The following is a 19,317-nucleotide window of genomic DNA, read 5'->3' as shown; positions in this document are numbered from 1 at the left end:
ATTGGGTTGAAGACACCAGCAATACCAACATCGCCCCCTCCGCCACCAATACGACAACCAATGAACTGGCATCACCGGATGCCACTGGCCTTGGCACCATTGATCGATCTGGCGGCCGCGTCGCCGTCAGTGACAAGGCCATGATCAATTCGCGTGCCGATGTGAACCAGCTTTTGCCGCTAAAATATGGCTGGGCGTGGGAGAAATATCTTGCGGGCTGCAACAATCACTGGATGCCGACCGAAGTTTCCATGCAGGCCGATATTGCCCTTTGGAAATCACGCGATGGCCTGACCGACGATGAACGAAGGATGCTTAAACGCAATCTGGGTTTCTTTGCCGCATCAGAAAGTCTGGTGGCCAATAACATCGTGCTTGCGATTTATCGCCACCTGACCAACCCGGAATGCCGTCAATATTTGCTACGTCAGGCGTTCGAGGAAGCAGTTCATACCCATACCTTCCAATACATTGTCGAAAGCCTTGGCCTCGATGAGGGCGAGCTTTTCAACATGTATCGCGAAGTGCCATCGATCACGGACAAGGCGGCATGGGCACTGCATTACACCAAACATCTCGATGATCCGAATTTCGCGACCGGGACGCCCGAACGCGATCAGGATTTCTTACGTGATCTGGTCGCCTTCTATGTCGTGTTTGAAGGCATGTGGTTCTATACCGGCTTTGCCCAGATCCTGTCCCTTGGGCGGCGCAACAAGATGGTCGGCATTGCCGAGCAATACCAATACATCCTGCGCGACGAGAGCATCCATCTCAATTTCGGGATTGATGTGATCAACCAGATCAAGGCAGAAAACCCGCTTCTCTGGACCGCTGATTTCCAAAACGAAATTCGCACCATGTTACGCGACGCCGCCGAACTTGAAGCCGCCTATGGACGTGACACCATGCCAAATGGCTTCCTTGGTCTGAATGCCGAGCTATGTGAACAGTATATGCATTTCATCGCCAATCGCCGTTGCGGGCAGCTTGGCCTTGCCCCGGTTTTTGCCGAGGTGGAAAACCCGTTCCCCTGGATGTCCGAGGCCATGGACCTCAAGAAGGAAAAGAACTTCTTTGAAACCCGGGTGATTGAATATCAGAACGGCGGTGCGCTGAGCTGGGATTAACCCTACGCACGACAATCTGAAGCAAAAGAAAAAGGCGGGTCCGATCAGCGGCCCGCCTTTTTCAATGTCATCATCGGCACGTCCAAGATCATGCCGGAACCGCATCCGCAGCATATTGCGCCAGAAATTCTGCGCTTGGCGGGATCGGCTTGATGACGTCGATCAGTACACCATTGGGATCGCGGGTAATGAAGTGGCGCTGACCAAATGGCTCGTCACGCAGCGGAAGCAAGATGTCCAAACCGGCCGCTTTCATCGCGTCATATTCCGCATCAACATCTTCGACTTCGAAATTCAGCAAAAGGCCGGAAACCTTGCCACGTGCCGGGGCCGGGATGGTTTCGTGGTCGCCCTGCAGGATGGCGATATTGACCTTTTCGTCTTCGGATGACTGCAGATGGACATACCAGTCACTTTCAAACGCCGGAACGAAACGAAAGTGGTCGCGATAGAAGGCAGTGGTGGCGGCAACATCGCCGGTCATGATCACTGGATAATACTGCGTGCATTTCATGGCTTTCCTCCTTGGATGCAAAAACATACAATGTGTATGTAATTCTCAATTAACATACAGGCTGTATGTATGCAAACGAAAATCGCATCACGGTCAAACCGTGACCGGACCGAAGAAACCAAGGCAAAGCTGATCGCAGCTGCGCGCGAACTGTTCATCGCCAACGGTTATGCAGAAACCAGCACGCCTGACATCGTTAAACAGGCGGCTGTTACGCGCGGCGCGCTCTATCATCACTACAAGGATAAATCCGATCTTTTCCGCGCCGTGCTGGAGGACGAAGCCCGCCTGGTCGGGCAATCAATCGCCGAAGAAACGCGAGTCCCGCAATCTGCACTGGAAAACTTCACCATCGGTGCAGAGGCCTATTTCGATGCTATGAAGATTGATGGCCGGGCAAAGCTTCTGCTGATTGAGGGACCAAGTGTTTTGGGAAAGGTCGAAATGGACCGGATCAACAATCTGGCCGGTGCAGATGAAATTCGCAAAGGCCTGCAATATGCCGCCAACCATGGCGCACTTGCCGGTGTTCCGATCGCGCCATTGGCCGATATGCTATCCGCCGCGTTTGACCGCGCAGCATTGGCCATCGCCGAAGGGGCCGACGAGGAACCCTATAAAAAGGCAGTACACGGAATTTTCGAAGGATTGCTTGGCGCAGACTAACGACCACGCAGAACGCAGCGAAATGGGCAGCGCCTAGCGGCCCATTGCTGCGATTTCGCCACCACTGTTTGATACCGGGATGTCGTGCTGACCAGCACGTTTCGCACGCCCGGTGTGCCAGAATTCAGGATCCTCGGTATAGCCGCTATATTCATCGAGATGGATGTCTTCGGGCGGTTCCGGGTGGATCGTGATATCAAGATCAGGATATTCCGAACGGATGCTGTCCATCACCTGATGGCAAATGGTGTGCGATTCCCGCATCAGCATCCCGCCATCCATGATCAGTTCGATCTCGGCAAAGCGGTGCACACCTGATGACCGGGTGCGCAGACGGTGAATACCGATCACGTCAGGGTTTTTCATCGTCAGCTCAATAATGCGCTGGCTGTCTGCTTCAGGCAGTTCCGCATCCATCAAAACGCCAACCGAATTGCGGCCGACCTTGATCGCAGAAAACAGCAAGAAGCCAGCAACCAGTCCACCAATCGCCGGGTCGGCCCAGGCAAAGCCGGATACACCGGCAAACAGGGCAACAATGACGGCAAGGTTCGACAAGATATCACTGCTGTAATGAAGCGAGTCTGCCTCAACCGCAGCAGATCCGGATATCCGCACAGCTTTTCGCTGAAGCAGCACCAGACCAACCGTCATGACAAGCGAGACGCCCATGATCCAGATGCCTTCAACGGCAAATGACAGCGTTTTGGGTTCTGCAATGCGCGATGCGGCTTCGGCCAGAACCAGTACCGCAGCACCAATCATAAAGGCCGACTGGAAAAGACCGGCCAAAGGTTCAGCTTTGCCGTGACCAAATCGATGGTCTGAATCCGCCGGACGCCAGGCAGAACGCACTGCCATGAAGTTGATCACAGATGTACCAACATCAAGCATGCTATCAATCATGGACGACAGAAGACTGACCGAGTCCGTCAGGAACCAGCCAATTGCCTTAATCAGGATCAGGGAGGCAGCAATGATAATAGAGGCCGTCGTTGCACGACGCGCCCACATCTCTCTCTGCGCTATGTCAATGACAGGACATTGACTCATACGTTGTTGACCTCTGGTCTACTAATCCGCTTCCTGACCAAGGTTTTATAGCCGGTTTGCGTATAATATGTAACGTCTATTGCCATATTTTCGTCCGGCTTAGTGCAGCAAATAGCGCATATTTGATATTCCGCAAGGTTTCCAACCTTCTTTAAAGCGATTATATCTCGCGTGCAGGCACATTAGAGAGAATCATAGGCCTATTAATGATTGTAGAGATCGGACACTACGCCCTGATACTGTCACTCGTGATGGCAGTGGCTCAATCGACCATCCCGTTTTTGGCAGCATCGCGACGTGATCCCGTCCTTCTGGCCGTGGCTCCGCGTCTGGCTGTTGCGTGTTTTGCTCTGGTAGCCGCAAGCTTCCTTGCTCTGACATATGCCTATCTGACGTCTGATTTCTCGGTCCTCAATGTCTTGAACAACAGCCACACCTCCAAACCGCTGATCTATAAAATCACCGGTGTCTGGGCAAACCACGAAGGTTCGATGCTTCTGTGGGTTTTGATCCTTACCCTGTTTGGTGGGGCCGTGGCTGCATTTGGCCGGAACTTGCCGCCTACCCTTTTGGCCCGCGTGCTTGGCGTGATGGGGCTGATCGGGTTTGGCTTCATTTTGTTTATCGTTCTGACCTCCAACCCGTTTGAGCGCGTCCTGAACCCGCCGCTTGATGGGGAGGGGATGAACCCGCTGCTTCAAGATCCGGGTATCGCAATCCACCCGCCATTCCTTTATCTCGGCTATGTCGGCTTTTCTGTTGCTTTTGCCTTTGCCGTTGCTGCCCTGATCGAAGGTCGGGTTGATCCGGCATGGGCACGTTGGGTCCGTCCATGGACCTTGGCCGCCTGGGTCTTTTTGACCGCGGGTATCGGGCTTGGGTCATGGTGGGCCTATTACGAGCTTGGCTGGGGCGGCTGGTGGTTCTGGGACCCGGTCGAAAACGCATCCTTCATGCCGTGGCTTGCCGGAACAGCACTTTTGCATTCGGCGATCGTCGTTGAGAAACGCGACGCGCTTAAAAGCTGGACGATCTTTTTGGCGATTTTGGCGTTTTCGTTCTCCCTACTTGGCACCTTCCTTGTGCGTTCAGGTGCACTGACCTCGGTGCATGCCTTTGCCACCGATCCGACGCGCGGTGTGTTTATCCTGTTCTTGCTGTTCATTGCCGTTGGCGGATCGCTTAGCCTTTATGCTTGGCGCGCACCAAACCTTAAGGGCGGCGGTTTGTTCCAGCCGATTTCACGCGAAGGCGCATTGGTCTTTAACAATGTCCTGCTGTCGATTGCCGCTGCAATGGTCCTGCTTGGCACGCTCTATCCGTTGCTGCTTGAAACCGTGACTGGTGAAAAGATTTCAGTCGGGGCGCCGTTCTTTAACGCGACCTTTGTTCCGATCATGACGCCATTGATCATCGCCATGGCCTTTGGTCCGATGATGCCGTGGAAACGTGCCGACCTTATGGGCGTGTTTAACAAACTCAAGATCGCCTTGGCCGCAACCGTCGTGATCGTTTTGATCACGCTTTGGCTTTCAGGTGGTCCGGCCTTCGCGCTGTTTGGTATGGGGCTTGCGGTCTGGTTGTTTGTCGGCTCTCTGATTGAATGGGCGGGCCGTATCAAGCTGTTCCGTGAACCGTTTGGCACCAGCCTGCGCCGCATGCGCAATCTGCCACGTTCAGCACATGGCACAATGCTGGCCCATGCCGGAGTTGCAATCGTTGTTGCCGGGATTACCGGATCAGAAGCCTGGACCGATGAAGCGGTTCAGTCGCTGTCGGTTGGTCAAAGCACCGAACTTGCCGGACATACCTTTACTCTGTCGGATATCCGCGAATATCAGGGACCGAACTATTTCGCCCGCGAAGCGGTTGTAACCATCACAACACCGGGCGAAAAGACCGTCATTCTGACCCCGGAAAAACGCGTTTATACCGTTGAAGGCATGCCAACAACCGAAGCCGGCATTCAGTCAAGCTTCACCGGTGATATCTATGCGGTGATTGGTGATCAGGATGAGAGCGGGAAATGGATCACGCGCTTTTATGTCAAACCAATGATCCCGTGGATGTGGGCCGGTGGCCTGATCATGGTGTTTGGTGGTTTGATGTCGTTGTCTGATCGTCGCTATCGCATTGGTGCGCCAACCCGATCCCACAAAGCTGCCGCCAAGGCGGTTCCTGCAGAATAAGCGTTAAGGAACGAAACCTTCATGACCATCTGGATTGTTCTTGGCGCGATTACCCTGCTGCTTGCGGGCTTTATTCTTTGGCCGATTCTAAGCACCCGTCATCAGGCAGCAACCGATACCAACGGTGATGACACCGGTATCGATCCCAATGACGGCAGCGCGAACAGTGACCTTTTGCGCGATATCGCCGTCTATCGCGATCAGCTTGGCGAAATCGATCGGGATATCGAACGCGGTGTTCTGAGTATTGAACAGGCCAAAGCCGCACGTATCGAAGTTCAACGCCGCATTCTTGCCGCCGATCAGCGCATCAAACAACAAACTGAAAACCAAAAAGTCACCACCACCAATGGCGGGCTCCGTATAATCGCGGCAGCCGTAATGGTCGCTTTCATCGCCGGTGGTCTTGGGCTTTATCTTGATCTGGGCAGCCCGACCATGCCTGATCGTCCGATCGCCAGCCGAATTGATGAAATCAATGCTGTGCGTCAGGCCGAGGTAGCAAACGATGATCGCAAACAGGTCCTGAACCGCGCGGTCAGCGACCTTTCCCAGCAGCTTCTGGAAAACCCCAACAACCTTAAGGCCTGGGAACTTTTGGGCGCCAGCCTGATGGCGCTTGGCCGTCCGGAAGAAGCCCAAACCGCGTTTCTTGAAGCGATAAAGCTGTCGGGTCGCAATGGCGATTATCTTGCCATGTATGCCGAAAGTCTGGTGCGCAGCAGTAATGGTCAGCTCAACGCCCTGTCACGTGGTGTTCTGAACGAAGCAGCAACCACCGACAGCACCGATCCGCGCATTCAATATTACCTTGGTCTGGCCGACGCACAGGATGGCGATATTGCCGCGGCTGTGGATCGCTGGATCGCACTTGCCAATAGTGCCCCGGCCGATGCCGGTTGGCTGCCGATGGTTGTGGCGCGCATCAATGACGCAGCCCTTGCACAAGGCATCGACATTGAAGGCCGCCTGAACCTGCAGCAGGGCATTGCCCGCGGACCAAGTCAGGATGACATAGAGGCCGCCCAGCAATTGACGCCCGAAGAACGTCAGCAAATGATCGTCTCGATGGTCGAAGGCCTTGCCGAGCGTCTGGAAACAGAACCCAACAATCCCGATGGCTGGGCCCGTTTGATGCAGGCCTATATGGTTCTGGGCAAGACCGATGATGCGCTTTCTGCCTATCAAAAGGCGGGTGAGGTCTTCGCCGATCAGCCCGAACTTGTTTCGCGATTTGATAGCCTTGCCAAGGAAATCGGAATCGCGACAAACTAGTGTTGCTGCGCTTGCGAAAAATTCGCAGTTTTTAACCGTCGACCTCTTTTCCCTGCCCTGATGTGACATTATCTTTCATACGTAAGGATAATGATTTCTACTTTTCAGAAGTCTTAATCGATTGATTTTCGTGCTAAAGTATGAGAACCAGTCTTAAGGATAGCTAATTTAGAGCTTGGCTATCCATACCAATCGGGAAATTATAGATGAATGGGGATCATCTTTCTCTTTTGGATCAAGGAACTACACGGTTCTCAGGGCAAAAAAACAGGATGGGTCTATGCACAGAAAACCCACCCTAAAGGATAATGGGTACGATGCCGGGTCAGACGAGTGGTATAACCAATAACCTGTTGTTAATTGAAGACAATCCAGGTGATGCACGTTTGGTGCGCGAGGCGCTTCGTGAGTTCAAGCGCCCGGTCGAATTGCATCACGTAAAGGATGCAATGACCGCGCTCCAGTTCCTGCAGCAGGACGGCCCCTATCGCAATGCACCGCGCCCGCGCCTGATCCTTCTTGATCTGAACATGCCGCGCAAGGATGGTCGCGAAATGCTGCGCGATATCCGCAATGATCCAAATTCGGCTTCGATCCCGGTCATAGTCCTGACCACATCTGGTGCCGACCATGATGTCGATCTTTGTTATGCAGCCGGTGCAAACTGCTATTTGCGTAAACCGGTTGATGTGACAGAATTCATTGATCTGATGAAAATGATCGAATCATTCTGGCTGGGGCTGGCGTTAACCCCCACGCCGTAACCCACCTGCCCGCGAGACTGCCGTGTCCCGCCTGACATCACGAATTTCCAGTCATGTACTCTGTCCCGCAAGCTTGCGGGTGGCTTTGCGTGAATTACGACGTCCGGGCATTGGCATCTGGGCACTGTTGGCAACGCTTGTCTTTGCCATCACCATCCTGACCCTCACCGTCAGTCTGACCCATTCGATCCGCGATGGCATGCGTCAATCCGCTCAGCAATCGATTGGCGGGGATATATCACTCCGCCTGTTTCACCGCGCCCCAACGACGGACGAGATTGCTTATCTTTCGGCCCTTGGCACGCTTGATATCAGCGCAGAACAACGGGTAATGGTCCGGCAGGATGACGATGACCGCGGAATTCTCTCGGAACTCAAGGCAATTGATCGAACCTATCCGCTATATGGATCAATTTCGCTGGATGGCGCCCAATCAGTTGATCAGGCATTGGCACTCACGGACGGCGTTCCAGGCGCCGTTGTTGGCCATGAAGTTCTGAGCGAAACCGGGTGGGCTATCGGCGATGTGATTGCGCTTGGCGATCAACGCTTTGAAATCCGTGCAACGATTGCCTCCGAACCAAATCGGAAGTTTCGCCTGTTTTCACTGGGTCCGCGTATTCTGGTGTCCCTTGCCTCCTATCGCCAATCGGGCCTGATGGCACCGGGTAAACAGATTTACTGGTATGCACGCATAAAGCTGCCACCAGCCGACATCGACCAAAGCAAGGACATCATCACAAAGATCGAAAACCGCTTCCCGAACAGTGGCTGGCGTATTGTCGATGCTGCTGATGGTGTTCCCGGCATTGAGCGGATTGGTGACTTTGCCTCCGCCTTTGTCAGCTTGATCGGGATTGCGATCTTTGCCATCGCCATGACGGCCATCCACAATGCGCTGCGTGCGGACCTCGAAGCGCGCCAATCACGCTTTGCCATGATGCGCAGCCTTGGTGCACGACCATCGCAGATCACAGCTTCCATCGCGTGGCAAATCACGCTGATTACCGCGATTGCGATCCTGATCAGTTTGGCATTCAGTTCCTTGGTCGCATCGGTTGCCTTGCCAATCATCGGCTCCAGCATGGGCTTTGCAATTGGCTTCGGACTGACCGACTATCCCCTCATCCTGGCTTTCGTTGTTGGCTTCGTTGCCTTAACGGCGATCACCCCGGTCAAGACGGCCTGCCTTGCATCCCCAACGTCGCTATTCCGCCATCAGCAAGCACGCAATACGCACTATCGGGGCCGCAAACGACCTGCTTTCAATCTAACCGCACTGGCCAATATCGCCTTAACTGGCTTGTTGTTTGGGCTGGCAACCATGCTGGTCGATCTTGGCTGGTTTGCCGCCATTTTGCTGATCGCATTGGTCATCAACCTGTATCTGTTTGTGCTGTTGGGTCGCTTGGTCAGAGTTTCTGCAAGCCGATTGGCAAAGAAGCCGAGCATAACACCAAGCTTGCGACTGGCGTTGCGCAACATTGCCCGTCCAGGCGCGGCAACGGTCACCGTCACAGCCTCTTTCGGGTTGGCAATGACGTGCTTGTTTGCGGTTATCCTGTTTGGCGGGCTTGCTGGCCATCATTTGAAATCAGTCCTGCCGAGTGAAACGCCCGATCTGGTGTTTTTCGACCTACCACCCGAAGACCGCGAGGCCTTCCGATTTGACGCCACCAACAATCCTGCGGTCCAAACCGTCGATCAAATGCCATTCATCCATGGCCGTGTTACCCATGTGAATGGAACACCCGTCACCCTTGCTGATGTTCCCAGACGCTATCACTGGTTCATGCGCGGTGATCGCGGTCTGTCTTGGGCAGCTCAACCAACCGACAGCATGCGCCATAGTCCCCTTGTAAGCGGTTCCTGGTGGGCACAAGATAGCCGCAATGAGCAGCTTGCCTCACTCGATGCAAGCGTCGCCAAGGCGCTTGATATCGAGGTAGGCGACAAACTTACGCTCAACATTCTCGGGACGGGTTATGAGCTAACCATTGCCAACCTTCGGGCAATTGACTGGACCCGACTGGGCCTTGATTTCCCGATCATCCTGTCACCGATGGATCCGGCGTTCTCGCATGGCGTGATCAATGCCCTGACAGTAAATACAAACCAAGGGGCATTGGTCGATGTTGCAAAGGAATTACGGGCTGCCTATCCCGACGTCCCGGTAATCTCGGTTCCTGATGTGCTGGCAAAGCTCAACGCACTGTTTGATGGCGTCGTCACCACACTGATTGGCTTGACGACCCTTGCAACGATTGGCGCGGTGTTTGTCATCATCAGTGGATTGATCGCGCTTCGACAGCGGCAGTTGAATGACCTTTCGATGCTGCGCGCCCTTGGCATTCAGCCCAGGCAAATCACGCGCACCGGCGCCCTTGAAACAACCATCATGCTGGGTGTCAGCGGGATCATTGGCATCCTTGCCGGAACGGCTGTTGCCGTTGTTGCCGGTCAGGCGATTGGATCGATTACGCTCGGCCAAATCATCACCGTAGCCGGCCCCATCGGCGGAAGTGCAGCACTCATCATTGCCGTGGTCGGGTTTGCCGGCGGATGGGCCTTACAGGCATCTGCACTGCGCACCCAACCCGGATGGCGGGGCTAAACAAAGTCCACTTACCCAAGGCCCCCGGCTGCCTCCCTGCATCAAACAACAAAAAAGGCCGCCCCAAAGGGACGGCCTTTTTTAGAAATTCTTGAACCGACGATTAGTTGGTCAGGGCAGCAATCTGTGCACGGGCAACGTCAAGCGAACGCTCGGCATTGGCTTTATCGTGTGCAGTGCTGGCTGCCTTAAGAGCGGCTTCTGCCGCTTCAAGACGTGCCTGCGCCTCGTCAGCCTTCAAATCGGCAACCGGAACAGCTTCTTCTGCCAGAATGGTGCAACGCTCGGGATTAACCTCTGCAACACCGCCAGCAACGAAGATACGTTCGGAAACCTTACCACCTGCATAGATGTCGATGACACCCGGACGAATGGTCGAGATCATCGGCGAATGCTTCGGCAGCACACCAAAATTCCCGTCCGTGCCCGGAACAACGACCATCTCGACCGGCTCAGACTTGAGCAGGGCAGACGGCGAAACAAGTTCCAGTACAGTCGTATCAGTCATGACAATCCTCGCTCCTTAGCCGGAGGGGGACCAAAGCTGCCTTAGGCAGCTTCGGCCATCTTCTTGGCTTTTTCGATGGCTTCTTCGATGGTGCCGACCATGTAGAATGCCTGTTCCGGCATGTGGTCGTATTCACCAGCGCAGATCGCTTTGAAAGCCTTGATGGTGTCTTCGAGCTGAACGAACACGCCCGGAGTACCGGTGAAGACTTCTGCAACGTGGAACGGCTGCGAAAGGAAACGCTGGATCTTACGGGCACGTGCCACGATCAGCTTATCTTCTTCCGAAAGCTCGTCCATGCCGAGGATGGCGATGATGTCCTGAAGACCTTTGTAGGTCTGAAGAACACGCTGAACTTCACGAGCGGTCTCATAGTGTTCCTGGCCGATAACGCCCGGATCGAGAGCACGCGAAGTGGAGTCAAGCGGGTCAACTGCCGGGTAGATGCCGAGCTCGGCAATCTGACGGTTCAGCGTGGTCGTTGCATCAAGGTGAGCAAACGAGGTTGCCGGTGCCGGGTCAGTCAAGTCATCGGCCGGAACGTAAATTGCCTGAACCGAGGTAATGGAACCTTTTTTGGTCGAGGTAATACGTTCCTGCAGCGCACCCATGTCGGTTGCCAGCGTCGGCTGATAACCCACAGCAGACGGGATACGACCGAGAAGTGCGGACACTTCGGAACCAGCCTGGGTAAAGCGGAAGATGTTATCCACGAAGAACAGAACGTCCTGACCTTCTTCGTCACGGAAGTATTCCGCAAGGGTCAGACCGGTCAGAGCAACACGTGCACGTGCTCCCGGGGGCTCGTTCATCTGGCCATAAACCAGTGCAGCTTTGGAAGTACCTTCCGGGTTGATAACGCCCAATTCCATCATCTCGTGATAGAGGTCATTACCTTCACGGGTACGTTCGCCAACACCAGCGAAAACAGAGTAACCGCCGTGGCCTTTAGCAACGTTGTTGATGAGTTCCATGATGAGAACGGTTTTACCAACGCCCGCACCACCGAACAGACCAATTTTACCACCCTTGGTGTACGGAGCGATAAGGTCGATGACCTTAATGCCGGTAACCAGGATCTCGGTGTCGGTTGCCTGATCAACGAAGTCAGGTGCTTCACGGTGGATCGGTGCGGTTTTGGTCGCGCCAACCGGGCCACGTTCGTCAACCGGCTCGCCGATAACGTTCAGAATACGACCAAGGGTTTCCGGACCAACCGGAACCGAGATCGCGTCGCCGGTATCGACGACTTCCTGACCACGCTGCAGACCTTCGGTGGTGTCCATTGCGATCGTACGGACCGCATTTTCACCAAGGTGCTGTGCAACTTCGAGAACCAGACGCTGACCGTTGTTGTCAACATGCAGCGCGTTCAGAATGGGAGGCAGTTCGCCGTCGAATTTAACGTCGACGACGGCGCCCATTACCTGGGAAATTTTCCCCGCCTTCTTGTTCGCCATAGGTATTGTCTCCTGCTCGGACAAAGCTATCCGTTAACTTCCTGCGACCCGCTTACAAAGCCTCGGCGCCGGAAATGATTTCAATCAGTTCGTTGGTGATCTGAGCCTGACGTGAGCGGTTGTACTGGATGCTCAGTCGGTCGATCATGTCGCCGGCATTGCGGGTTGCGTTATCCATCGCGGACATACGCGCACCGTGCTCGGATGCGCTGCTTTCAAGCATTGCACCGAAAATCTGGACGCCAACATTACGCGGCAGCAAATCAGCCAGGATGGCTTCTTCGGACGGTTCGTAATCGTAAACCGCAGAAGAACCGGTGGCTTCTTCCTGCTCAGCAGCATCTTCACCGACGAACGGGATGAGCTGCTGGCCGGTAGCTACCTGCGAAATCGCGGACACGAACTTGTTGTAGAAGATCGTGCAGACGTCGAATTCGCCTTCGTCATACAGCGCCAGAACTTTATCGCCAACTTCGGAAGCAGAAGAGAAATCAATGCCCTTCTTGCCTTCGATGCCGGTATACCGGGCGACAATTTTGTCACCAAATTCACGCTTGAGCGCATCTGCGCCTTTGCGGCCAACACAGATCAGCTTCACCGTCTTGCCTTCGGCCATAAGGGCCTTGGCTTTCAGACGAGTAGCTTTGACGATCGATGCGTTGAAACCACCGCAAAGGCCACGGTCTGCGGTGAAGACGACGAGCAGATGCACATCGTCTTTACCCGTACCGGCCAGAAGCTTCGGAGCGCCTTCATTGCTACCGACGGCGGTTGCAAGACGACCCAGCATCGTCCCCATGCGATCAGCATAGGGGCGTGCTGCTTCGGCTGCATCCTGTGCACGACGGAGCTTGGAGGCTGCCACCATCTTCATCGCCGAGGTAATCTTCCTCGTCGACTTGACGCTGGCAATGCGCGAGCGCAGATCCTTCAAACTAGCCATTGCGTTTCCTCCTTCGCCTAAGTTTCAGTCTTACGCGAAGGTTTTCGCGAACTTGTCGAGGAACGCTTTAAGCTTGGTTTCGCTGTCTTGCGACAGAACCTTCTCGTTGCGGATCGCATCGAGGATGTCAGCACCAGCCGAACGGATTTCAGACAGGAACTGGTCTTCGAAAGCGCGGACCTTGTTCACTGCGATACCGTCGAGATAGCCTTTAACACCTGCGTAGATCACAACAACCTGCTCTTCGACTTTAAGCGGCGAGTACTGCGGCTGCTTGAGCAGCTCGGTCAGACGTGCACCACGTGCCAGAAGTTTCTGGGTTGCCGGGTCAAGGTCAGATGCGAACTGTGCGAATGCTTCCATCTCACGATACTGAGCGAGTTCCAGCTTGATCGAGCCAGCAACCTGCTTCATCGCTTTGATCTGTGCGGACGAACCAACACGCGAAACCGACAGACCAACGTTCACAGCCGGGCGTACGCCTTTGTAGAACAGGTCGGTTTCAAGGAAGATCTGACCGTCGGTGATCGAGATCACGTTGGTCGGAATAAACGCGGAAACGTCGTTACCCTGGGTTTCAATAACCGGCAAAGCGGTCAGCGAGCCAGCGCCGTTTTCGTCATTCATCTTCGCAGCACGTTCCAGCAGACGAGAGTGCAGATAGAAGACGTCACCCGGGAATGCTTCACGTCCCGGCGGGCGGCGAAGCAGCAGGGACATCTGACGATATGCAACTGCCTGTTTGGACAGATCATCGTAGAAGATGGTTGCGTGCATGCCGTTGTCACGGAAGTACTCGCCCATTGCGCAAGCAACGAACGGTGCCAGGAACTGCATCGGCGCCGGGTCGGACGCGGTAGCTGCAACGATGATGGTGTTTTCCATCGCGCCGCGCTCTTCGAGAACCTTAACAACCTGTGCAACGGTCGAACGTTTCTGACCAACTGCAACATAGATGGAGAACATCTTGTCGCTGTCGGTTTTCGCTGCATCGTTCACCGGCTTCTGGTTCAGAATGGTGTCAACGATGATGGCGGTTTTACCGGTCTGACGGTCACCAATGATCAGCTCACGCTGGCCACGGCCGATCGGGATCAGGGAGTCAATTGACTTGATACCGGTCTGTACCGGCTCATGAACCGATTTACGCGGGATGATGCCCGGTGCTTTGACGTCAGCAAGGCGACGTTCTTTAGCACCCAGATCGCCTTTGCCGTCGATCGGGTTACCCAGCGCGTCAACGACGCGGCCGAGAAGTTCTTTACCAACCGGAACGTCAACGATGGCGCCAGTACGTTTAACCTGGTCACCTTCTTTGATCGAACGGTCAGAACCGAAGATAACGACACCTACGTTGTCTTCTTCGAGGTTAAGGGCCATGCCCTTAATGCCACCCGGGAAGTCAACGAGTTCACCAGCCTGAACGTTGTCCAGACCGTAAACACGGGCAATACCATCACCGACGGACAGAACCTGACCAACTTCGGCAACTTCGGCTTCAGCGCCAAAATTGGCAATCTGATCCTTGAGAATAGCGGAGATTTCCGCGGCGCGGATTTCCATCACGCAACCCCTTTCATAGCGAGCTCGAGCTTCTGCAGTTTGGTACGAAGCGAGGCATCAAAAACCCGGGAGCCGACCTTGACGACAAGACCGCCAAGAACCGCCGGATCAACTTTAAGGTCCACTTTGACAGTGGCGCCGACAACTTCTTTGAGAGCGCCGGTAACGGCTTCGATTTGCTCTTTTTTCAGTTCATTTGCCGAGGTGACCTGTGCGGTTACTTCGCCATTGTGAGCTGAGAGCATGGAAAGGTAGGAATCGATAACACCCGGCAGGGCAAACAGACGACGCTTCTGAGACAGAAGTCCAACGGTCTTCTTGGTCAACTCGGAAACGCCAAGCTTGTCCAGAAGAGCCGCCATCGCCTTGGCCTGCACGTCCCGGGAAATCACGGGACTGCGGAGTACATTCCGGAGGTCATCGCTGTTTGCGATGGCCTGGTCGAGCAATTCAAGATCGCCTTTCACAACATCAAGCTGCTTGGCCGAATTGGCCAAGTCAAAAAGTGCAGTGGCATAGCGCCCTTGGAGCCCGGTCGCGGCAGTATTTTGGGACACCGGTGAAAGCCCTCAATTCTGGTTATGAGAACGACTCGGATACGTATAAAAAAATGGTCTCCCGAAAGGGTCTCCTTCCGGGAAGCGAGCGTTTGGTATCACATGTCCATTGCATGGGCAACCCCCGCGCAAGCGCATTTGGACGCTCTTTTTCATTCTTTGGCGAAGTTGGGCCAAAACACCGCAAAAACCCGCGTTTTTCGGCCTGTCATACAACTATTTTATAAGGCGCCTGCATCAACCGATCCGCACATTGGACGGTCCGATCCACTATTTTCGCGACGAATCCCCCGATTTGCGCAGAGTTTATTTTCGTAACAGCTGAGATAATCAGCATAAACCCGCCCAAACTGTAACCGAGTTCACACCCGATTAGCCGGCAACCGCCGCAGATTGCTTCCCAAAAGGGAACCCTTTTAAGCCCGTATCCGATCAAGATCACTATATGTAAGTGTGGTTGTAAAACTCAGACATGCGATCCGGTGCCATCGCCTTTGGACACCCAGGTCCGTGACCGGTTGATTGCCATCTTGGCCTGCACTTCCTGATCAAGGTCGAGATCAAATTGATCGGCCAAGCGATACAGCAGGATCAAAACGTCAGCGGCCTCTTTGCCGATTTCGCTGATATCGCGCTGCTCGACGGCTTCGCGCAGTTCCTGCATTTCAAGCAAGGCACGCTCGACAAGCGATACCGGATCGGCAACCGGGCCAAATGTCTGTTCCGCCCAATCGCACATGCTGCGTTGATTTTCTTGGGCGTCATTATTGTTTTTGGAACGCGTTATCAAATTAACCTCTTAAATATAGTATGATAGCAAAATGCACCCGCGCCGTTTTCAGGACAGCAGGAATGACAACAAAGATGCCAACAGCACAAAACCGCAATGCCCCGTCTTGGGCGTTTTGCCTGTGCGCGGCAGTCTGCCTGATCCTGCTGACTTTCAAAACCCCTTGGGCGCGAACCCTGATTATCGAAGGCCTAGAAGAGCCGCCGTTAAAATGGCTCGACTACAATACGCCGCGCGGCATTGATGTCGATATCATGACCGAAGTGCTCGACGAGCTGGGCATTCGCGATTTCACCTTCCGCTTTGTTGATAGTGGCAGGCGCCTTCTGCACAACGCGCAACAGGGCGAATCAGATATCATTCTGACCCTGTCGCAAAATGACGAACGCGCGGAATATCTGGAATATCCGGAAGAAGCCCATCTCCTGCTTGATTGGCGTTTCGCCATCCGGGTCGAAGACGTCAATCGCATCCGCTTTTCCGAGTTCGAAGATTTGGCCCCCTATCGCATCGGGGCGGCTGCGGGATATTCCTATACAAGGACGTTCTGGGAATCGGGGCTTGATATCGAAACGGTAGCCCGAAACGACCTTTTGATCCCGATGCTGCTGGAAAATCGACTGGATGTTGTGCCGGTCAATTATCTCAGCACGGTTTTCGACTCCATCCAGTCGGGCAAACGCAAGCAATTAGCGTTCTTATATCCGCCGCTAAGACGCGCAGCATACTATAACCCGTTTGCCCATGCGTCAGATTATCCGGACAAGGCAAAGTTTCTTAAGGCCTATGACAAGATCATCCGCGACATGCGCAATGATGGTCGGTTGCTGGCGATTTTTGAACGCTACCTTGGCCCGGATGGGCTCGATTGGTGGCAGTCACAATATTCCCAATAAAGCCAGCTCTACATAAAGCTGTAAGGATCGATATCAACCTGCACCCGAACACTGCCGGGCGTTTTCACTTTGGATAGCCATTCATGGATCAGGGATTGCATCTTTACCCCCTTATCCGCACGGATCAGAAAACGCCTGCGATAACGACCACGCAGCAGCGATAAGGGTGCGGGTGCTGGCCCCAACACCATCAAGCCATCCCCTCGCGGTGCTACCCGGCTAATCCGCCATGCGGCTTCATCAACCTCGTTCTCTTTCTTGCCACTTATAATAAGTGCCGCCAGTCGCCCGTGCGGCGGCATACCATGCGTCATGCGTTGGGACAGTTCCACCTCGTTAAAGGCATCGCGATCCCCTGCCGCAATTGCCTTGATCACGCGGTTGGCCGGATCAGCAGTTTGCAAAATCACCGTGCCCGGACGTTCCCCGCGCCCGGCACGCCCGGCCACCTGGGTTAGCAATTGATAGCTGCGCTCGGCCGCCCGTAAGTCTCCCCCGGCAAGCCCAAGATCAGCATCGACAACACCAACGAGTGTGAGCATCGGGAAGTGATAGCCCTTGGCGAGGATCTGCGTGCCGATCAAAAGATCGACTTCATGGTTATGGACACGTTTAACCAGTTCGGCAGCGGCCTTTGGCCCCATGATGTTATCGGATGTCGCGACCTCGACCTTTATATCGGGGAAGGTTTCAACCGCCTCTTCAAACAGGCGCTCAACCCCGGGCCCACAGGGCGCAAGCTTGCCCTCCGCCCCGCAGGACGGGCAGGCATCGGGTGCCTTTGCCTGATAACCGCAATGATGGCATTGCAATTTACCCCATGCCCGATGCTCCACCAGCCACGCCGTACAGTTCGGGCACTGGAAGCGATGACCACAGGCCCGACAAAGCGTAAGCGGTGCGTAACCACGCCGGTTTAAAAACAGCATCGCCTGTTCGCCATTGGCAAATGTTTCTGCCAACCGCTTTTTAAGCGTCGGCGTGATCCAGCGATTTCGTTCCGGTTTGTCTTCGCGGATATCAATGATCTCGACACTTGGCAAAACCGCCACACCATGACGGCTGCCAAGTTCGACGCGCTGATACCGACCGGCTTCAACATTCGCCAGCGTCTCAAGCGACGGGGTAGCTGATGCCAAAACAACCGGGATATTGCCAAGGTGGGCGCGCGCCACTGCCATGTCGCGCGCATGGTAAATCACGCCGTCTTCTTGCTTAAAAGCGTGCTCGTGTTCCTCATCGACGACAATCAGCCCAAGATCCTGATAGGGCAAAAACAGCGCGGATCTGGCCCCAACGACAAGCTTCGCCGTGCCATCGGCCACCGCCCGCCAAGTATCACGCCGCCGCGCCTGCCCCACCTCGGAATGCCAAAGGGCGGGGTTCACACCAAACCGATCACGGAATCGCTGCAACCATTGGGCAGAAAGCGCAATTTCAGGCAGCAGAACCACAACCTGCTTGCCCTGTGCCAAGGCCGCACGCACCGGTTCAAAATAAACCTCGGTCTTGCCCGACCCGGTCACGCCATCAAGAAGCGTGCAGGAAAACCCGCCATCATCGACCCGTTTGCAAAGCGCATCGGCAGCTTCTGTCTGTTCCGGTGATAAATCAGGGCGCGGGATATCAAGATCAGGCGCATCAAAAGGCGATGGCGGCGTCACCATCAAACGCTGTACAGCCCCGGCCTCAACCAGTCCTTTGACCACACTGGCCCCGGCCCCGGTTTCACGGAGGATATCGCCCTGCTCCATCGGCGGGTAATCGCCCAAAAAAGCCAAAACGCGTTTGCGCGGCGGCGTCAGGCGAAGCGATCCGGGCTCAAAGTCACGGTTAAGCGTAAATCGGAATATCGGTTTGGGAGGCTCAAGCGCGTCGGCAACGCTCATCGCCATGCGCAAGACGGCTCCTTGGGGTGCCATCGTATAGGCCGACACCCAATCAACGAACTTGCGGGTGACATCTGCCATCGGCTCGGCCGGAAGGACGCCATAAATCTCGCGAAGCTTGCTCGAGTCGACGTCACCCTTGGCATCGCCCCAGACAACACCACGCTGGGTTTGACGCCCAAGCGGGATTTCAACGAAATCACCGGGCTGAACAGAAATTCCTTCGGGCACGAGATAGTCATATGGCCCTGCCAATGGCAGGGGCGGCAGGACAGAAATGGTCTGCGCAGTTACCTGAAAGGCCGGATCATCAGCAAACAGATTTCCAGATGTGGCCTTTGCGGCACTCATATATTATAAACCCCGTGAGATTGCCTGTAGCGCCGAGCCGATTTTGATGGTTTTGGGCCGCCAGGCAAAGACTGAACGGTCCCACAGCCAAGGATCTGGAGCCCGTCTTTTCTGTCCAGACCCTAGCAGCTAACCGCATCATTGAACAACAGCTC

The 19,317-nt window shown here is 54.7% G+C and carries 15 protein-coding genes and 1 pseudogene; 7 read left to right on the top strand and 9 right to left on the bottom strand.

What is annotated here, in order from left to right:
• Positions 1–53: 53 nt before the first annotated feature.
• Positions 54–1,130 (top strand): annotated as a pseudogene (locus ACMZ66_RS19195) (ribonucleotide-diphosphate reductase subunit beta); the annotation flags it as partial.
• Between the two features lie 88 nt (positions 1,131–1,218).
• Here ACMZ66_RS19195 and ACMZ66_RS19190 read toward each other — a convergent pair.
• Positions 1,219–1,644, bottom strand: a complete 426-nt coding sequence (locus ACMZ66_RS19190; RefSeq protein ID WP_416939694.1) for a VOC family protein — start codon at positions 1,642–1,644, stop codon at positions 1,219–1,221.
• 69 nt (positions 1,645–1,713) lie between these two features.
• Here ACMZ66_RS19190 and ACMZ66_RS19185 point away from each other — a divergent pair, with 69 nt between their 5' ends.
• A complete protein-coding gene (locus ACMZ66_RS19185) occupies positions 1,714–2,310 on the top strand; it encodes a TetR/AcrR family transcriptional regulator (protein WP_416939692.1) in 597 nt (198 codons plus the stop codon).
• A 33-nt stretch (positions 2,311–2,343) separates the two neighbouring features.
• On the opposite strand, the gene ACMZ66_RS19180 is transcribed toward ACMZ66_RS19185, so the two are convergent.
• The gene (locus tag ACMZ66_RS19180; RefSeq protein ID WP_416939690.1) at positions 2,344–3,363 is read right to left on the bottom strand and encodes a cation diffusion facilitator family transporter; all 1,020 of its coding nucleotides are present in this window, start codon (positions 3,361–3,363) and stop codon (positions 2,344–2,346) included.
• 206 nt (positions 3,364–3,569) lie between these two features.
• Between ACMZ66_RS19180 and ACMZ66_RS19175 the strand changes: the two genes are divergently transcribed.
• From ACMZ66_RS19175 to ACMZ66_RS19160, 4 genes are all read left to right on the top strand, one after another.
• Positions 3,570–5,552 (top strand): heme lyase CcmF/NrfE family subunit, encoded by a 1,983-nt coding sequence (locus tag ACMZ66_RS19175; RefSeq protein WP_416939688.1) that lies wholly within the window; start codon positions 3,570–3,572, stop codon positions 5,550–5,552.
• Between the two features lie 21 nt (positions 5,553–5,573).
• A complete protein-coding gene (gene ccmI / locus ACMZ66_RS19170; protein ID WP_416939687.1) occupies positions 5,574–6,827 on the top strand; it encodes a c-type cytochrome biogenesis protein CcmI in 1,254 nt (417 codons plus the stop codon).
• A gap of 317 nt (positions 6,828–7,144) precedes the next feature.
• Positions 7,145–7,591 (top strand): response regulator, encoded by a 447-nt coding sequence (locus tag ACMZ66_RS19165; RefSeq protein ID WP_416939685.1) that lies wholly within the window; start codon positions 7,145–7,147, stop codon positions 7,589–7,591.
• Positions 7,592–7,676: 85 nt separating this feature from the next.
• A complete protein-coding gene (locus tag ACMZ66_RS19160) occupies positions 7,677–10,205 on the top strand; it encodes an ABC transporter permease (protein WP_416939683.1) in 2,529 nt (842 codons plus the stop codon).
• 103 nt (positions 10,206–10,308) lie between these two features.
• Here ACMZ66_RS19160 and atpC read toward each other — a convergent pair whose 3' ends face one another.
• The 6 genes from atpC to ACMZ66_RS19130 all read right to left on the bottom strand — a co-directional run bounded on the left by atpC (position 10,309) and on the right by ACMZ66_RS19130 (position 15,975).
• Complete coding sequence (gene atpC, locus ACMZ66_RS19155; protein WP_416939681.1) at positions 10,309–10,713, bottom strand: ATP synthase F1 subunit epsilon; 405 nt, start codon at positions 10,711–10,713, stop codon at positions 10,309–10,311.
• Positions 10,714–10,754: 41 nt separating this feature from the next.
• Positions 10,755–12,173, bottom strand: coding sequence for a F0F1 ATP synthase subunit beta (gene atpD, locus ACMZ66_RS19150; protein WP_416939679.1), 1,419 nt, complete (start codon positions 12,171–12,173; stop codon positions 10,755–10,757).
• 52 nt (positions 12,174–12,225) lie between these two features.
• Positions 12,226–13,116, bottom strand: a complete 891-nt coding sequence (locus ACMZ66_RS19145; RefSeq protein WP_416939677.1) for a F0F1 ATP synthase subunit gamma — start codon at positions 13,114–13,116, stop codon at positions 12,226–12,228.
• A gap of 30 nt (positions 13,117–13,146) precedes the next feature.
• A complete protein-coding gene (atpA, locus tag ACMZ66_RS19140) occupies positions 13,147–14,679 on the bottom strand; it encodes a F0F1 ATP synthase subunit alpha (protein ID WP_416939675.1) in 1,533 nt (510 codons plus the stop codon).
• On the bottom strand, positions 14,679–15,236 hold the full coding sequence (locus ACMZ66_RS19135; RefSeq protein ID WP_416939674.1) for a F0F1 ATP synthase subunit delta: 558 nt from the start codon (positions 15,234–15,236) through the stop codon (positions 14,679–14,681). Before ACMZ66_RS19135 ends, atpA begins: the two co-directional genes overlap by 1 nt.
• 466 nt (positions 15,237–15,702) lie before the next feature.
• Positions 15,703–15,975, bottom strand: a complete 273-nt coding sequence (locus ACMZ66_RS19130; protein WP_416939672.1) for a MazG-like family protein — start codon at positions 15,973–15,975, stop codon at positions 15,703–15,705.
• A gap of 113 nt (positions 15,976–16,088) precedes the next feature.
• On the opposite strand from ACMZ66_RS19130, the gene ACMZ66_RS19125 reads away from it, so the two are divergent.
• Positions 16,089–16,922, top strand: a complete 834-nt coding sequence (locus ACMZ66_RS19125) for a substrate-binding periplasmic protein (protein WP_416939671.1) — start codon at positions 16,089–16,091, stop codon at positions 16,920–16,922.
• Between the two features lie 8 nt (positions 16,923–16,930).
• Here the strand turns inward: ACMZ66_RS19125 and ACMZ66_RS19120 are convergent, their stop codons facing one another.
• Positions 16,931–19,162: a primosomal protein N' gene (locus ACMZ66_RS19120; RefSeq protein ID WP_416939669.1), complete on the bottom strand. Its 2,232-nt coding sequence runs from the start codon at positions 19,160–19,162 to the stop codon at positions 16,931–16,933.
• Between the last annotated feature and the right edge of the window lie 155 nt (positions 19,163–19,317).

Source organism: Thalassospira sp. (assembly GCF_048059015.1).
GTDB lineage: Bacteria > Pseudomonadota > Alphaproteobacteria > Rhodospirillales > Thalassospiraceae > Thalassospira.
This window is presented reverse-complemented; position numbering and strand designations above follow the sequence as displayed.

Bases quoted from the DNA above. Each gene is read 5' to 3' on its own strand.
- ACMZ66_RS19190 (WP_416939694.1), bottom strand. From the start codon at position 1,644: ATGAAATGCACGCAGTATTATCCAGTGATCATGACCGGCGATGTTGCC.
- ACMZ66_RS19185 (WP_416939692.1), top strand. From the start codon at position 1,714: ATGCAAACGAAAATCGCATCACGGTCAAACCGTGACCGGACCGAAGAA.
- ACMZ66_RS19180 (WP_416939690.1), bottom strand. From the start codon at position 3,363: ATGAGTCAATGTCCTGTCATTGACATAGCGCAGAGAGAGATGTGGGCG.
- ACMZ66_RS19175 (WP_416939688.1), top strand. From the start codon at position 3,570: ATGATTGTAGAGATCGGACACTACGCCCTGATACTGTCACTCGTGATG.
- ccmI (WP_416939687.1), top strand. From the start codon at position 5,574: ATGACCATCTGGATTGTTCTTGGCGCGATTACCCTGCTGCTTGCGGGC.
- ACMZ66_RS19165 (WP_416939685.1), top strand. From the start codon at position 7,145: ATGCCGGGTCAGACGAGTGGTATAACCAATAACCTGTTGTTAATTGAA.
- atpC (WP_416939681.1), bottom strand. From the start codon at position 10,713: ATGACTGATACGACTGTACTGGAACTTGTTTCGCCGTCTGCCCTGCTC.
- atpD (WP_416939679.1), bottom strand. From the start codon at position 12,173: ATGGCGAACAAGAAGGCGGGGAAAATTTCCCAGGTAATGGGCGCCGTC.
- ACMZ66_RS19145 (WP_416939677.1), bottom strand. From the start codon at position 13,116: ATGGCTAGTTTGAAGGATCTGCGCTCGCGCATTGCCAGCGTCAAGTCG.
- atpA (WP_416939675.1), bottom strand. From the start codon at position 14,679: ATGGAAATCCGCGCCGCGGAAATCTCCGCTATTCTCAAGGATCAGATT.
- ACMZ66_RS19130 (WP_416939672.1), bottom strand. From the start codon at position 15,975: ATGTGCGATTGGGCGGAACAGACATTTGGCCCGGTTGCCGATCCGGTA.
- ACMZ66_RS19125 (WP_416939671.1), top strand. From the start codon at position 16,089: ATGACAACAAAGATGCCAACAGCACAAAACCGCAATGCCCCGTCTTGG.
- ACMZ66_RS19120 (WP_416939669.1), bottom strand. From the start codon at position 19,162: ATGAGTGCCGCAAAGGCCACATCTGGAAATCTGTTTGCTGATGATCCG.